General features: G+C 34.0%; 17 protein-coding genes and 1 other RNA gene. 16 read left to right on the top strand and 2 right to left on the bottom strand.

Annotated elements, in window-relative coordinates:
• Window positions 1-205: 205 nt before the first annotated feature.
• Window positions 206-1,498: a bifunctional UDP-N-acetylglucosamine diphosphorylase/glucosamine-1-phosphate N-acetyltransferase GlmU gene (gene glmU / locus WOCAOBSORBRA_RS03225; protein WP_155968274.1), complete on the bottom strand. Its 1,293-nt coding sequence runs from the start codon at window positions 1,496-1,498 to the stop codon at window positions 206-208.
• Window positions 1,499-2,542, bottom strand: a complete 1,044-nt coding sequence (gene pheS / locus WOCAOBSORBRA_RS03220) for a phenylalanine--tRNA ligase subunit alpha (protein ID WP_174515919.1) — start codon at window positions 2,540-2,542, stop codon at window positions 1,499-1,501. It abuts the gene before it with no gap.
• Between the two features lie 146 nt (window positions 2,543-2,688).
• On the opposite strand from pheS, the gene WOCAOBSORBRA_RS03215 reads away from it, so the two are divergent.
• The 16 genes from WOCAOBSORBRA_RS03215 (at window position 2,689) to ispG (ending at window position 14,066) form a co-directional block, all read left to right on the top strand.
• Window positions 2,689-4,404: a hypothetical protein gene (locus WOCAOBSORBRA_RS03215; protein WP_155968270.1), complete on the top strand. Its 1,716-nt coding sequence runs from the start codon at window positions 2,689-2,691 to the stop codon at window positions 4,402-4,404.
• 181 nt (window positions 4,405-4,585) lie between these two features.
• On the top strand, window positions 4,586-5,182 hold the full coding sequence (locus tag WOCAOBSORBRA_RS03210) for a riboflavin synthase (protein ID WP_010082169.1): 597 nt from the start codon (window positions 4,586-4,588) through the stop codon (window positions 5,180-5,182).
• A 57-nt stretch (window positions 5,183-5,239) separates the two neighbouring features.
• Window positions 5,240-5,830, top strand: coding sequence for a CvpA family protein (locus tag WOCAOBSORBRA_RS03205; protein ID WP_015588828.1), 591 nt, complete (start codon window positions 5,240-5,242; stop codon window positions 5,828-5,830).
• A gap of 124 nt (window positions 5,831-5,954) precedes the next feature.
• Window positions 5,955-6,284: a transfer-messenger RNA gene (gene ssrA / locus WOCAOBSORBRA_RS03200) on the top strand.
• Between the two features lie 23 nt (window positions 6,285-6,307).
• Entirely contained in the window at window positions 6,308-6,745 is a 438-nt protein-coding gene (locus WOCAOBSORBRA_RS03195; protein ID WP_006279412.1) for a ClpXP protease specificity-enhancing factor SspB, read from the top strand.
• Window positions 6,746-6,945: 200 nt separating this feature from the next.
• Window positions 6,946-7,164 (top strand): hypothetical protein, encoded by a 219-nt coding sequence (locus WOCAOBSORBRA_RS03190; RefSeq protein ID WP_006279413.1) that lies wholly within the window; start codon window positions 6,946-6,948, stop codon window positions 7,162-7,164.
• Complete coding sequence (locus WOCAOBSORBRA_RS03185) at window positions 7,133-7,438, top strand: type II toxin-antitoxin system RelE family toxin (protein ID WP_310732675.1); 306 nt, start codon at window positions 7,133-7,135, stop codon at window positions 7,436-7,438. Before WOCAOBSORBRA_RS03190 ends, WOCAOBSORBRA_RS03185 begins: the two co-directional genes overlap by 32 nt.
• A gap of 106 nt (window positions 7,439-7,544) precedes the next feature.
• Window positions 7,545-7,766, top strand: coding sequence for a hypothetical protein (locus tag WOCAOBSORBRA_RS03180; protein WP_095742622.1), 222 nt, complete (start codon window positions 7,545-7,547; stop codon window positions 7,764-7,766).
• Window positions 7,747-8,058, top strand: a complete 312-nt coding sequence (locus WOCAOBSORBRA_RS03175; protein WP_174515918.1) for a type II toxin-antitoxin system RelE family toxin — start codon at window positions 7,747-7,749, stop codon at window positions 8,056-8,058. Before WOCAOBSORBRA_RS03180 ends, WOCAOBSORBRA_RS03175 begins: the two co-directional genes overlap by 20 nt.
• A gap of 83 nt (window positions 8,059-8,141) precedes the next feature.
• On the top strand, window positions 8,142-8,363 hold the full coding sequence (locus tag WOCAOBSORBRA_RS03170) for a hypothetical protein (RefSeq protein ID WP_006279415.1): 222 nt from the start codon (window positions 8,142-8,144) through the stop codon (window positions 8,361-8,363).
• The gene (locus tag WOCAOBSORBRA_RS03165; protein ID WP_007550684.1) at window positions 8,354-8,629 is read left to right on the top strand and encodes a type II toxin-antitoxin system RelE family toxin; all 276 of its coding nucleotides are present in this window, start codon (window positions 8,354-8,356) and stop codon (window positions 8,627-8,629) included. The genes WOCAOBSORBRA_RS03170 and WOCAOBSORBRA_RS03165 overlap by 10 nt, the downstream gene beginning before the upstream one ends.
• 171 nt (window positions 8,630-8,800) lie before the next feature.
• The gene (locus WOCAOBSORBRA_RS03160; protein ID WP_006279515.1) at window positions 8,801-9,079 is read left to right on the top strand and encodes a YggT family protein; all 279 of its coding nucleotides are present in this window, start codon (window positions 8,801-8,803) and stop codon (window positions 9,077-9,079) included.
• A complete protein-coding gene (locus tag WOCAOBSORBRA_RS03155) occupies window positions 9,080-11,188 on the top strand; it encodes an FtsK/SpoIIIE family DNA translocase (protein ID WP_174515917.1) in 2,109 nt (702 codons plus the stop codon).
• 154 nt (window positions 11,189-11,342) lie between these two features.
• Window positions 11,343-11,942 (top strand): hypothetical protein, encoded by a 600-nt coding sequence (locus tag WOCAOBSORBRA_RS03150; RefSeq protein ID WP_246165614.1) that lies wholly within the window; start codon window positions 11,343-11,345, stop codon window positions 11,940-11,942.
• Between the two features lie 197 nt (window positions 11,943-12,139).
• A complete protein-coding gene (locus WOCAOBSORBRA_RS03145; protein WP_070356736.1) occupies window positions 12,140-12,760 on the top strand; it encodes a TRP75-related protein in 621 nt (206 codons plus the stop codon).
• A 25-nt stretch (window positions 12,761-12,785) separates the two neighbouring features.
• Window positions 12,786-14,066, top strand: a complete 1,281-nt coding sequence (gene ispG, locus WOCAOBSORBRA_RS03140) for a flavodoxin-dependent (E)-4-hydroxy-3-methylbut-2-enyl-diphosphate synthase (RefSeq protein ID WP_155968264.1) — start codon at window positions 12,786-12,788, stop codon at window positions 14,064-14,066.
• The last annotated feature ends 303 nt before the right edge of the window (window positions 14,067-14,369 follow it).

The following is a 14,369-nucleotide window of genomic DNA, read 5'->3' as shown; positions in this document are numbered from 1 at the left end:
ACATAAGACGCCGATACATTAAGTAATCCTTACCTTTTAATCTGCAGATTGGCGAAAGCAAATACAATAGCTTCACTGTTATGATAAGGGGGCTGGCGGAGTTTGTCAAGGAAGTTTTTTTGTTTCTATTCCCAATAAAAGTTTGTTATATGGTTATGCAAGAAGTCTAATATTAAAAATGACACAACAACATAATTAAATTAGACTACTTTATTCTCTTAGTTACTTGCTTTTCTCTTGCTATTGCAAGGCTTTTTTCTGGTACATCCTCAACTATAACACTACCTGCTGCAATTACAGATTCATCATGAATATTAAGCGGCGCAATTAGTGAGCTATTGGCGCCAACAAAGCAATTGCTCCCTATATTCGTTTCATGTTTATTTTTCCCATCATAATTACAAACAATAGTGCCTGCTCCTATATTACTCTCCTGCCCTACTTTAGCATTTCCTATATAACTTAAGTGTTTTATTCTAGTGTTTTGACCAACTTCACTTGTTTTCACTTCCACAAAATTTCCTATTTTTGCCTTATTACCAATTGTTGTGTTTCCGCGTATTCTGGTAAATGGACCGACCTCAGCATTACTTTTAATTAAGCAATTTTCTAAATGCGAAAATGGCAGTATTTTCGCACCAGACTCTATTTTCACTCCAGTACCGAAAAAAACATATGGGTAAATCACTGAATCTCTGGCAATTTGCGTATCAAGAGAAAAGAAAACAGTCTCTGGCGCAACAAGTGTTACTCCGGCGTCGGTAAAAATTTTTCTTTTATTTTCTTGAAAGTAAAATTCAGCTTTTATAAGGTCATTTCTGTTATTTATTCCCGTTGCTTCTTCTCCACCCGTAATAACGTAACCGACATTTAAATTACTCTTCACTGCAATGGAAACTATATCGGTCAAATAATATTCATGAGTTGAGCTATTGCACTCTATTTTCTCTACCAATTCACGTAAATTCTTTGCACATGCAACCATTATTCCAGCATTTGCAAGAAACTCTTCATGATTATTTTTATCACTCTTTGCTTCTACGATTTCTCTTAAGGAACCATTCTCAATGATTAACCTACCATATTCTTTATTGCTTGCCCTAAAACCTAGGCAAACTAGAGTCTTGCCTTCTAAATAACTAACCATTTTAGTTATTGTGCTGCTTTTTATGAGCGGAGTATCTCCATACTGCACAACAACTATGTTCGAATCTGGCAATTCTTTCAGGTTTCTCATCGCAGTTTTGACTGCATCTCCCGTGCCGAGTGTTGATTCTTGTGTAATTAACTGTATATCCTCAAAGCACTTTAGTCTTTCAATTAAAGGCTGATCAACTACAACAGCAATATTTTCAGGATTTAACTGTTTTGCATTGTAAATGACATGCTGAAGCATGGAAAAATTGCCTATTTTGTGTAGGACCTTAGGCAAATCTGAATTCATCCGCCTGCCATGCCCTGCAGCAAGTATAACGAACGTATGAGTTTTACTTATCACTTATCTTAAAGATGAAAAATGAAAACCGTAATGATCAAGCCAACTGATTTTGTTATCGTAAAAGCTTCTTAGGTCGCTGATTTGATATTTTAGCATCGCAAGCCTTTCTATACCAATGCCAAACGCAAAACCGTTGTATTTAGTATGGTCTATTCCAACATTTTGAAAGACATTTGGATGCGCCATACCACATCCAAGCACTTCTATCCATTTACTACCTTTATAACTTATGTCCACTTCCGCAGAGGGTTCAGTAAAAGGAAAAAAACTATTACGAAAACGTATTTTCAGCCCTTTATCTCCAAAAAACTTATTAAGGAAGTGATGAATAGTAAATTTTAACTGGCCCATATTGACGTTTTCATCGACATATAACCCTTCTATCTGGTGAAACATAGGAGTATGAGTTGCATCAAAGTCATTTCTGTATACCCTACCAGGAGCTACTATTTTAATTGGGAATTTTTTTGTTTTTTCCATGGTTCTAATCTGTACAGATGAAGTGTGAGTGCGCAGTACCATTCTTTTATCGTTTATTTTATTCTTTAAGTAGAAGGTATCTTGCTCCTCTCGCGCAGGATGATGACTTGGAGTATTCAGTGCATCAAATACATGAAATTCATCTTCAATATCAGGGCCATCAACTGCTTTAAAACCCATATGTGCAAAAATAAGCTTTACTTCATTTATAACCTTACTGAGTGGATGGACCTTGCCAATTTTTTCTGGCCTCGCAGGCAACGTGATATCAACTGCCTCGTTCTGCAATTTAAAGTTAACTTCTTCGGCTTTTAGTATATTTTCCTTATTCATGATAAGATGATCTAGCTTATTACGTAAAACGTTGATAACTTCGCCTAAATTGCGCTTTTTTCCTGCGTCTTCTATCTCTTTTAAGTTGTCAAAATAAGCTTTAATTACACCCTTTTTTCCCAAATATGATAGCCTGACTTTTTCTAAATCTTGTAAAGAAGAAGCATTCTCAATTTCGGAAACTGCTTTATCTTCAAGTGAAAGTATGTCATCTAATAACTCTTTATTCATCTTAAAAACGCTGGCTTAAACTTTCATTATAGTGAAATTTTAAATATCATCAACAATCCGAAAAATTGCCCTATTCTGATTATTAATTTATTGACTAATTAATCTTTTTTATTTACCTTTGCGTTGATGAATTTGCTGTATCAACTATGCACAACAGTAACACTGAAACTAAGAATAAGTATAAAATAGAGGATTTACCTAAGCTCTTTAAGGAAAAATCCAGAAACATAAGTAAAGCATTTTCTAGCGAAACAATTAAGATCAGTGCTATTCGCTCGAGAAGTATTGAAAGCAATATACAAAAATTTTCATTTGAGCTAACAGCAACAGATAAAGACACCTTTAATATAAGATTATTTCGAATAAACCCTTTAATTGATTTTTTCAAAATCTGCCTTTCCCGGGAAAAAAAATTTACAGCCAACATAAAAGTGCCCAAAGAAAGCAGTGAACTATATAATAACTACTGTAAAACTAACAGTTATAAAACTGTAGAAGAATTCGTAAATAGTGCTCCGCCTCAAATCCTTCTGCAGGGCACAACGATAACGCTACAAACAGACGTTGAAAACATTAACCTGGACAACTTGTACCAAATCGAGTTATTTCTAAATGAAAAGCTACAACATGCAGAAAAAACTGAAAATGAAGACAAAAAAGAACAGAGTGAAACTAACCAAAAAAATGCACAAAATAAACAAATCGTACCAGTTACAGGCCTGTTTGGCTATAATTTAACAAGTAGTAAAAAGCAAGTGATGCGGGTTCCAATAGTTGTTGCTGCAATGCGTGACAATTTTTTTTGGTTTGGATCTTCTTTTCGGCTATCCAATTTTTTTAATACAATACAATTCTTCTTTCAACAGCCACCAAAACTGTCCATACGAAACCAGAGGGCTTTGACTTACCATCCAACACTTCAAGAGACAAAACAGGACAAGGTAACACAAAAAGATGGAATCGACGAAAGAAGAATAGAAGACGTCACAATGCTTATTTCTGATTTCGGTCAAACTACTTCGCACACAGAGTATTTTAAGGCTAACAGAAAAAAGAAGTCAAAAAAGCAGACCAAAGAACTATCAGAGAAAGAAAAACCATTAGCCATAAAACAAGCACAAAATGATGCTAGAGTAGCTATGATAGATAACCAAATTGAGCACAGGGGGAAAAAACTCGATAAAATATTTATTGAAGTGATGAGTGGATACAAAAATCAAGATCCAGAAACATTTTGCAATATTTTCAGCTCAGTATTCAATATTGTTTACTTTCAAGATAAACAATTACATGCAATATTAGAGCCAGGCGAAATATCAGAAGTATTACAGATACTCGAAAGGCCACAACCTCTTAGTAACTCACTTTTAGGTAAAGAATATTTACAAAAACAAGTATATAGAAAAAAAGAGCAATTGCTTAAATTAGTTTCAGGTGTTTATATACAACAACCTTCTCCACAACATGAAAATACTCCTCATAAATCTACAAACCCTTTACCAATTAAAGATCTTTCACCAGCAACAAATGAAGCTAAAACTCTACCACCTACTAACATTACACTCAAATCACCGTTAAAAACTGTATTTTCCTCAAAAAAGGCTTATTTTTGTCTATTTATAATAGTAGCATCTGCATCAACACTTTGCTTATGGCATTTTCCGTTAGGAAAAGTGTCAATGTTAAAAGGATTAGTGCCACCAGAAAAAAGAGAAAGTATTGGGCTAGCATTGAACATAGGGTTACCAATATTAACTGCATTATGTGTTCTGAGTTTGGCTTATTTCATATATTCTGAATATTCTATAGAATCTATTGAACAAGTAAGTGAAAACGATCCCCTTTCTCGCGCCTATAGCTAGTGCAGGCTCAGTTTTCCTACGTCATACCGTCACGGTATCTCTAGATCCCGCTAACACGTAGCGGGATGACGAATTTGTCGTTTTTTAAATTGTCGGTAAACCAGAATTACTTTAACTATAACAAAATAGAAATAAGTTGTTGTAAAAAATTTTTCATGGTAAAATTATTTATTTTCACCATATGTTTAAAGGAATTATCACGGATATCGGGACTATAACTGATACTACCACTCACTCCAACTCTGATCAAATTTTCCATATCAAGACACAAAATTTATCCTCTATAAATAAAGGAGATTCAATAGCTTGCTCTGGTGTGTGTTTAACTGTTGTTGATATAATGAGCGATACATTTACAGTCCAAGCATCTCAAGAAACTATGAAGGTTGCTAACTTAAATACGTGGAGAATAGGAAAAAAAATAAATCTCGAACAAGCAATGAGATTAAGCGATAAGATCGATGGCCACCTGGTTCAGGGTCATGTTGATGGGATAGTAAAATTTTTAACAATTAATCAAAATTTAGATTCTCATGAAATCAAACTATCGTGCCCACAAGAATTAATTAAATTTGTTGCAAAAAAAAGCTCCGTTACACTAGATGGGGTTTCCCTCACAGTGAATTCAGTTATTAATCAGGAATTTACAGTAAATATCACTCCCTATACATGGGAAAATACAACTTTTCAGTACAACAAAGTAAATGATTATTTGAATTTAGAAATTGACATGATCGCTAGGTATTTAGATCAATTGATGCAGCATAAATACAATTAATTTTACAACCTTGTTATTTACAACTATTATATCTTGAAAACCATATAGATATAAAACATGCTTTTCGATAGCCTAATTATCTTCATTGTTGTTCTATGCGTAATAATCTCGGTAACTAGAGGCTTTATAAAAGAGCTATGCGCACTAATGTTTCTATTTTTATCGGTCTTTCTGACAGCTAATCACTATGATTTTTTCACTCCAAATTATAGTAAATATTTTGATTCTAAAGTTACACTAAACATACTTTCTACAATCTCTGTATTTATTATACTTAATCTTATATTCATGATAATAAATAACTGGCTAATGTACATATTATTACCCATAAGGTTGGGGTTTATCGATAGAGTTACTGGAATCTTTCTCGGAGTGCTTAAAGGAATATTGCTCTCTTATGTATTATTTTTTGCTGTGCACTTATATTGCTACACAGTATATGACAAAAAAGAGGGAGAGTATAAAATAGAAGCAGAAGACATATTGCCTAATTGGATAATAAATTCACACTCTTATCAGGCTTTATTTGTGACAGCAGAAGAAGTAATTGACATGTATGTACCAGAGTCGTTGATACTAAAAATAAAAGAGATCGGTGGAGAAATGGTTGATCAAGAAAAACCTAAAAACAATAAAAAAGAAGAGTAAATATTTATTTATAAATATTTTCATTGGGAGTATTCAAAAAGCCATATGTGTCAGGTTAAGAGCACAGAATTTTTTACTGGAAATATTAATTTTGTTTTAGCAATAAATCAACTTAAGGTCATAATATCTTGACATTTATTTAATGTTGCTATATAATAGCTATGTACATTTTGTGTACTATAGCAATAAAATTACCTTGTAATAGGTGTATTGGACCCGAGGGCAGTACTCGGCGCCTCCACCATGTTTTTTAATTATACGGGGGCGATTAAGGATCGACATGCATAGTAAAGATGGTAGCTTTGCTCGGTTAGACACCACCGCTAAGAGTTCATAATTTAAATGCAAACGATAATTTTGCTGCTGAAGAATATCGTGTTGCTGCTTAATTTAGCACAACCGGTTTATTACTAAAGCACGGTTTAGGGAACGCCGGGTAACAGAAGTTCCCCCAAAATTTACGTATGTGAAAGTTATATGGAGCAAACAGATTACAAAAAACTGCTTAATTCTGCTAAGTTTCAAGTTATCAAAAAGACTTTAGATGTTATATCAGGTAATGGTTTTATCCCTCACTTAGAAATATTATTTTTCACATATTTTAATGGTGTGACCATGCCAGATCGTTTGAAAAAGTCATACCCTACTCAAATGCTTATTATATTACAGCATCAATTCTATGATTTAAAAGTTTCTGAGGATAAATTTAGCGTCAGTTTGAGTTTTCAAGGAAAACAAGAGCGAATTACTATACCGTTTTTTGCTATTAGTGAGTTTCGTGATAAAATTTCAGGAGATGTTTTAATATTTGACAAAATCAGTATCGACTCTGATAAAGAATACAAAAGTGAAAAATGTACTGAAAAACTATCAAACGGTAGTATTATATCCATAGATCAACTGCGTGATGAGTAACTGCTCATCTTTATAAACAAAAAATATTAATAGAAAAAAGTGGTCTAACTTAAGTAATAGAATAGAGGGTAGATAAATATGCTAAATCTTTAATTATTTATTAACGCAGGTGGCAAAATTTTTCTTACATATCATCAACTTCCTTTATTGAAAAATTCAGAAAAATGTTGTATAATTATTAGTAGACTTTGGTAAAACATATGACAGATTCAGGAATTAGTATAACTTTTGACCCAAAAACTTCACATAACCTTACTAAGTTAGCTGAAATCACCAAGGAATCCGTTCAAGAACTAGCAAAAAGGTTAGTCATCGAAGGAATCGAGTGCGAAGTAGAAGATATTGCGTTATATAAAACTATTAAGGAATGTGAGGATGTAGACTGGAATACAGTACTATCTGAAAGGGAGAGGACATAAACTGAAATACGATATTGTCTACTCAAAAAACTTTACTGAAAGAGATTTTCTAAATCTTCCAAAAACAATAAGATCAAGGATTACAAAAGCGATAAACGAGCGGCTTACAACTGATCCAATTAAATTTGGTAAACCATTACGTGGCAGGCTAAAAGGGTATAGAAGAATAAGGGTTAGTGATTATCGAATTATTTATACTGTAAATATTGCAAAACATAAGGTATTTGTTGCTACAGCAGGACATAGAGACACCATTTATGAGAAGGCTACTTGATAAACATTAAATATATTTTTATACAGCCCTCCTTCCTTCCTTTCTTTATTGAAAAATTAAAAAAAATGTTGTAAAATAGCTATAGTAGTAGACTTTGGTAAAACTTATGGTAAATTCAAAAGTTAGTGTAACTTTCAACCCAGAAACTTCGCAGCATCTTGTTGAACTAGCTAGAGCCACCAAGCAGTCTGTTCAAAAATTAACAGAAAAGCTAGTCAAGGAAGCAATCGAACTTGAAGCGGAAGATATTGCATTTTCCAAAATTATTAGGGAGTTAAATTCTGATGATGCAGAAGAAGTAGAGGATAGTGAAGACATCTGGAAATAAGCAATACACCATTAAATGTCTAAAGCATGTTCTTAAAAGAAATTTGCCTTCCTTGCCGGAAGATGTAAAGCCAAGTATTAAAGATGCAATAAAAGAGTATCTTGAGACTGATCCTATTGGTAACGGTGTGTTGCTACGCAAGAGATTAAAGGAACATAGAAGAATAAAAGTTGCTGATGATTATCGTATTGTCTACCGTGTAAATACTGTAAAACGTATAGTAATTATTGTTTCAATAGGACACAGGGACAATATTTACAAGCAGGCAATATTGGACCTACTGAAACATTAAATATATTTTTATACACCACTCCTTTCTTTATTGAAAAATTAAAAAAAATGTTGTATAATTATTAGTGGACTTTGGTAAAACATATGGCAAATTCAGGCATTAACATAGCTCTTAGCGAAGAAACTTTAAAGCATCTTGCTGAATTATCTGAATTTACTAAACAGCCCGTTCAAGAATTAGCAGGAAAACTATTTAGAGAAGCAGTTGAGCTTGAAATGGAGGATTTTTTAGTATCTAAAATTTCTGATGAGCGTGATGTTGAAGGTGCAGAAACAGTTGATTTTGAAGATATTAAGTGGGATTAGAGCGTTACAAGGTTAAGTCTCTAAAGAGTGTTGTTGAAAAAGATTTACCAAACCTTCCAAAGATAATAAGGCTAAGAGTTCAAAAGGCTATAAAAGAACGTCTTACAGTTGACCCAATAAATTTTGGTGAACCACTACATCATAACTTAAAAGGATGTAGAAGGCTAAGAGTTGGTGACTATCGTGTAATTTACAGAGTAAATCAATTAGATCATATAGTGACTATCACAGAGATAGGACATAGAGATGATATTTATAAGAAATAAATATCAACATTAATATATATTATACACCCCTCCTTCCTTGTCCATTCTCTACTTTAGGTGGCTTTGCGCAGCTCAAAAAATGAAGTTTTTTTTGGTTCAGCAAAAACAACATTTTGAGTTTGAAAAGGCTAAATACTTGTCTTTTATATAACTTTCGTGTAATAGATATGTATGCATCCAATCATATATCTACTCAATACGTTACTTGATCTTTATAGCTTCATTCTAATATGTTGGGTTGTCCTAAACTGGCTGGTTAAACTTAATATGGTGAACATATATAATGAAACTGTCAGTAGCATAATGCACATCTTGAACCAATTGACATATCCACCACTAAAGATTATTAGAAGATATATACCACCGTTCAACGGATTAGATTTATCTATAATGATATTGCTAATAACAATTCACTTTGTAAAATATACAGTAGCTTACTACTTTAGGTAGATGTTAAAAAAATATCTAAAATCAGCAATATATCTATCCTTTTTAATATATATATCAGTTTTTAGCTATAACTATAAAGATCCTTCCTTAAACACGGCTACAAATGAGGAAGTGACAAATTTAGGTGGAATAGTAGGTTCATATTTAGCTGATATATTGGTTCAATTTCTCGGATTAACTAGTGTTACAATAGCTACAACCATAGTTTACTTGTTGATCTTCAGGCCAGCAAAAAGGCTGCTGAAAATTCTCTGTTTAATATTAATCAATTTAGGGATATGTGCTATATTACCACAACTTTCGCTAGGCGTCATTGCAAGGTACAGACACAGTGGAATAATAGGGAATGTACTCGTTAATCACTGTCCGTTTTATGTATTTGTGATAGTAACATCAATAGGTCTTGTAGGATTGGTTGGTTGGAAGAGAACAACTTACTCTATATTTTTCCTATTCAAAAAAATAGCTTGCTTATTTGTAAATGTTCTATTCTTCAGATCACGTAAAACTGCTGAATATTCAGTTGCACCATTAGTAGTAGAAGAAAAACATAAAGCTCAAGTCACTACTAGACAGCAACCAAGAAAAAGACAGACTGAAGAAATTTTTAAACCTTCCAGTGAGTTCGAGTTTCCAAGTATCCATTTACTTTCTAAAGCAGAAGAGTCTTTGCAGAGAAAGCAGCTGAATGAGATGGAGAGCAATAAAAATTTATCTCTGCTGGAACAAGTCCTGAGTGATTTTGGCGTGCAAGGAAAAATTATCAGTGTATGCTATGGGCCGGTTGTGACTTTATACAAACTTGAACCACAAGCTGGTACGAAATCTGCAAGAGTAATTGGCCTTGCAGATGACATTGCACGTTCGATGAGTGCACTCTCTGCACGTATTTCAATAATTCGTGGGCAAAATGCTATGGGAATAGAGTTGCCGAACAAGGAACGGGAAATTGTAATGCTGCGTGATTTGCTTGAATCACCAGAATACCAAAATGCAAACTTAAATCTTCCAATTGCGCTTGGCAAAGAAATAAGTGGAAAACCAGTTATTGCAGATCTAACTAAAATGCCTCACTTGCTCGTTGCTGGAACCACAGGGTCTGGTAAATCAGTTGCGATTAACACTATGGTTCTTTCACTCGTTTATCGATTAAGTCCTGACGAATGCAAGATGATAATGATCGACCCCAAAATGCTTGAGCTTTCAATATATGATGCAATACCACATCTAATAACGCCAGTAGTAACAGAGCCAAAAAAGGCTGTAGTCGCTCTTAAGTGGATCGTGAAAGAAATGGAAAACCGCTATCGCATGATGTCGTATTTGAATGTACGCAATGTTATAAACTATAATCAAAAAATCACAGAAGCGATGAATAGTGGAATAGAATTGGAGCGCGTTGTGCAGATTGGCTTTAACTCAACAACAGGCAAACCTCTGTTTGAAAAAATACCAATCAAGATGGAAACATTTCCATATATTGTAGTGATCGTGGATGAAATGGCAGATTTGATGCTTGTTGCCGGCAAAGAAATAGAGTGCTCTATTCAACGCTTAGCTCAGATGGCTCGTGCTGCAGGAATACACATCATAATGGCAACACAACGCCCATCTGTGGATGTGATCACAGGTGTGATAAAGGCGAACTTTCCAACGAGAATCAGTTTTGCTGTTACTTCTAAGATAGATAGCCGTACAATACTTGGCGAACAAGGGGCTGAACAATTGCTCGGCATGGGTGACATGCTCTATATGGCCTCTGGTGGTAAGATCATTCGAGTTCACGGCCCATTTGTAAGTGATAATGAGGTGCAAGATATAGTTGATCATCTGAAAATGCAAGGTGAGCCAAACTACATGGAGGAAATCACTAAAGAAGATGAAAATTCTTCTACAGAGTCACACGATGAAACGGAGGATGAAGAAAATGACCTCTATAACCAAGCAGTGGCCATCATTCAAAGAGATCAAAAAGTTTCAACCAGTTACATTCAAAGGCAGCTTAGAATAGGCTATAACAGAGCAGCAAACATCGTTGAAAGAATGGAAAAGGAAGGTATTGTCAGCGCTCCAAATTACTCAGGGAAAAGAGAGATATTGGTTGAATAACAATCTTGTAATACCTTAATTTAAGTTTCCGCACTTTCAAAAAGCAAGTCAAACAAAATTATTAAAAGGTCAATACATAATGACAGTTAATTTAATAATAATTTAAACATTGGGAATGTAAAATTATAATATATTAATTAACTAGGGGGTTAAAATGGTAAAAGGAATTTTGTGCAATTGGTTAGGTGTAACAGAATTGCAAGAAAGTCAAAAAATTGATGCTGAGCAGTTTGAAAAAGTTTTTGGTGCATTAAAAGAATGGCAAGAAGCTCAAAAGATAGATGCTAAACAGTTTGAAGAGGTATTTAGTGCATTAAAAGAATGGCAAGAAGCTCAAAAGATAGATGCTAAACAGTTTGAAGAGGTATTTAGTGCATTAAAAGAATGGCAAGAAGCTCAAAAGATAGATGTTGAGCAGTTTGAAAAAGTTTTTAGTGCATTAGAAGACAAGATTGGTACTAAGCAGTTTCAAGCTATGCAAGAGCACTTAAACGGCCTGCAAGAAAAAGTGGAAACACTTGCAGAGGCAGTAGCAGATCAACAAAAAATAATGGCAATTTGTATCATAGTCAGTGCTGTTGCCGCAATAGCAATAACTAGTTTTGTTGCATTCTGTATCTATCAGGGAGTTAAGCTTGATAAAGAGAAGAAAAACGACTTATCTAAAGATACGCCAGACGCAAAACTTAGTAATGTAGATACTACCGATGGTACTGAAAAACTACAGAATAACTTAAAAGTTGCAAACATATAGCTGCATAACACTTTTCTTGAAAAGGTGTTACGCAACTTGTAACACCTTACTCTTCTCTTAGTCTGCGTAGGTTTTTTTGATAGCAAACATATCACTTTTTAGAAAAATATTTGTATTGTAAAGTTAGTAAAGATTCTGGTTTACTTAAAGTTTGTTAATTGCTATCTTTTAAAACACGATATTTACTATAGCACCATATGCTTAGGGTTTTTTCTAAAATTTTATTTATATTAATGTTTTTGGTTTCTAGCTTTTTTACTGTGCATAGTGCTGAAGCTAAATCTAAGCTCAGTAAGAGATACATACCTCCTGGTAACCCTGGTGGTGCAAACTTTCATACAGATGAGGATTTTGCTGAGTCATATAAACTGTATGAGAAGCGTAGGGAATTGCTCAAGAAAAAAAAATTACAAGATCGAGCTATAAATAAAGAAGATCTAATCAAAAAATTAAAAGAGAAAAAAATTGCTAGTCTTGATAATGAGCCAAATGACATGGAAGCTTGCATAGTCGACGATGAAGAGAGCACTATGATAAATCAGCATGGTATTAATATCGCACGTTTAAGGGGTGCTGTATTTATAGATCAAGAGTCAGTTTTCCAGTATGAAAATAAGCAGCATGAAAGTGAACAACAAGAAGAGAAGAAAGTTACTTCAACACGAGAAAAGAAAGTTTCTCCTATAAATGTCACTATAAAAGAAACTCCATCAAGAAGAACGTGCTCACATGATTCTATTGCTAATTTGGATAACGTAGATGCTTATAGTTTGAATGGTTCAAGTTCATTTGGCAGTGTAGCTGACACAGTAAAATAGTATCACAATATTGGCCATTAATAATATGCTAGATAAAGACCTGATATTGAATGATGATGCATATGAATTATTGCCGATTTCCAGGCACAAGACTCATGTTGTAGAAGTTGGAAAAGTAAAGATAGGCGGAAATAATCCTGTAGTTGTACAATCTATGGCGCTTGGTGTGCATATAGATTCTGATAATATAAAAAGTAGCGCAAAACATTATGCAAAAGAAATAACAGAACTAGCGCGTACAGGTTCAGAATTGGTGCGAATTGCCTTGAACTCAGAGGAGGTAGCAAGAGCCATACCTTATATAGTAGAAGAGATAAATAAAGAAGGTTTTGACGGTAAAATATTGGTAGGCTGTGGTCAGTATGAGCTAGATAAATTAGTTCAAGATTATCCAGACAACATCAAAATGCTGGGTAAAATTAGGATAAACCCAGGCAATATAGGTTTTGGCAACAAACGTGATGAGAAGTTTGAAAGGGTTATAGAGTATGCAATAATGCACGATCTTCCGGTTAGAATTGGGGTAAATTGGGGTAGTCTTGATAAATACCTTTTGCAAAAATTGATGGATGAAAACTCTTTGCTTAGTAATTCAAGGCCTTCTGACGTTATACTGCGCAAAGCACTTGTAATGTCTGCTCTTGATAGTGCAAAAAAAGCTGAAGAAATTGGTCTAAATTCAAACAAAATAATCATTTCATGTAAAGTTAGCAAAGTACAAGATTTAATTTTAGTTTATATGGCACTTGCAAAATCTTCCAATTATGCGCTGCATTTGGGTTTAACTGAGGCTGGTATGGGCAATAAAGGTGTGGTAAATACCGCAGCAGGGCTTACTTATTTATTGCAAAATGGCATTGGAGATACAATACGGGCTTCTTTGACTCAACGTCCTGGTGAATCGCGTACTAATGAAGTGGTGGTGTGTCAGGAAATATTGCAGTCTATAGGCTTGCGACACTTTAACCCTCAGGTTAATTCATGTCCTGGTTGTGGGCGCACGAGTAGCGATCGTTTTCGTATATTAACTGAAGAGGTGAATGGCTATATAAAAACTCATATGCCGATGTGGAAGAAAAAAAATCCAGGTGTAGAGCATATGAACATTGCTGTTATGGGATGCATAGTAAATGGTCCTGGAGAAAGCAAACACGCAAATTTGGGAATCAGCTTACCTGGATATGGAGAAAAACCTGTTTCAGCAGTCTACAAAAACGGCAAATATTTCAAAACTTTACAAGGTGATAATGTCTCTGAAGAATTTAAGGCAATTATTGATAATTATGTGAAGAAGCATTACACGTAACCTTTCACGGTTAATTAATAGATAAATCGCAAATAAAAAAGAAAATTAAACCTTGTTTTTCTTTTTTCGTTGGGAATGTTCAAAAAAGTGTGTCAAACCGAAAAAAAAGTAATAAATTGATATAAAAAAAATGGAGGTTTGACTGACCTTACCCAGAAAAAGTGGAGAGAAAGTTTGGAATGTTTTTCACAAAGAGAATGATGAATCAAAATGCTCAGGAATGCAATATAGTATTTTCTAAAATGAATGATAAATTTCCATTATGGTATTACCAACCAAAAGTTGTAAGTCTGTATATTTATG

It is taken from the genome of Wolbachia endosymbiont of Cardiocondyla obscurior (assembly GCF_902713635.1).
Taxonomy (GTDB): domain Bacteria; phylum Pseudomonadota; class Alphaproteobacteria; order Rickettsiales; family Anaplasmataceae; genus Wolbachia; species Wolbachia pipientis.
This window is presented reverse-complemented; position numbering and strand designations above follow the sequence as displayed.

Excerpts from the sequence above, each read along its gene's own strand:
- WOCAOBSORBRA_RS03150 (WP_246165614.1), top strand. The coding sequence starts at position 11,343 with ATGGTAAAAGGAATTTTGTGCAATTGGTTAGGTGTAACAGAATTGCAA.
- pheS (WP_174515919.1), bottom strand. The coding sequence starts at position 2,542 with ATGAATAAAGAGTTATTAGATGACATACTTTCACTTGAAGATAAAGCA.
- WOCAOBSORBRA_RS03170 (WP_006279415.1), top strand. The coding sequence starts at position 8,142 with ATGGCAAATTCAGGCATTAACATAGCTCTTAGCGAAGAAACTTTAAAG.
- WOCAOBSORBRA_RS03195 (WP_006279412.1), top strand. The coding sequence starts at position 6,308 with ATGGAGCAAACAGATTACAAAAAACTGCTTAATTCTGCTAAGTTTCAA.
- WOCAOBSORBRA_RS03190 (WP_006279413.1), top strand. The coding sequence starts at position 6,946 with ATGACAGATTCAGGAATTAGTATAACTTTTGACCCAAAAACTTCACAT.
- WOCAOBSORBRA_RS03205 (WP_015588828.1), top strand. The coding sequence starts at position 5,240 with ATGCTTTTCGATAGCCTAATTATCTTCATTGTTGTTCTATGCGTAATA.
- WOCAOBSORBRA_RS03215 (WP_155968270.1), top strand. The coding sequence starts at position 2,689 with ATGCACAACAGTAACACTGAAACTAAGAATAAGTATAAAATAGAGGAT.
- WOCAOBSORBRA_RS03145 (WP_070356736.1), top strand. The coding sequence starts at position 12,140 with ATGCTTAGGGTTTTTTCTAAAATTTTATTTATATTAATGTTTTTGGTT.
- WOCAOBSORBRA_RS03160 (WP_006279515.1), top strand. The coding sequence starts at position 8,801 with ATGCATCCAATCATATATCTACTCAATACGTTACTTGATCTTTATAGC.
- WOCAOBSORBRA_RS03180 (WP_095742622.1), top strand. The coding sequence starts at position 7,545 with ATGGTAAATTCAAAAGTTAGTGTAACTTTCAACCCAGAAACTTCGCAG.
- WOCAOBSORBRA_RS03210 (WP_010082169.1), top strand. The coding sequence starts at position 4,586 with ATGTTTAAAGGAATTATCACGGATATCGGGACTATAACTGATACTACC.
- WOCAOBSORBRA_RS03155 (WP_174515917.1), top strand. The coding sequence starts at position 9,080 with ATGTTAAAAAAATATCTAAAATCAGCAATATATCTATCCTTTTTAATA.
- ispG (WP_155968264.1), top strand. The coding sequence starts at position 12,786 with ATGCTAGATAAAGACCTGATATTGAATGATGATGCATATGAATTATTG.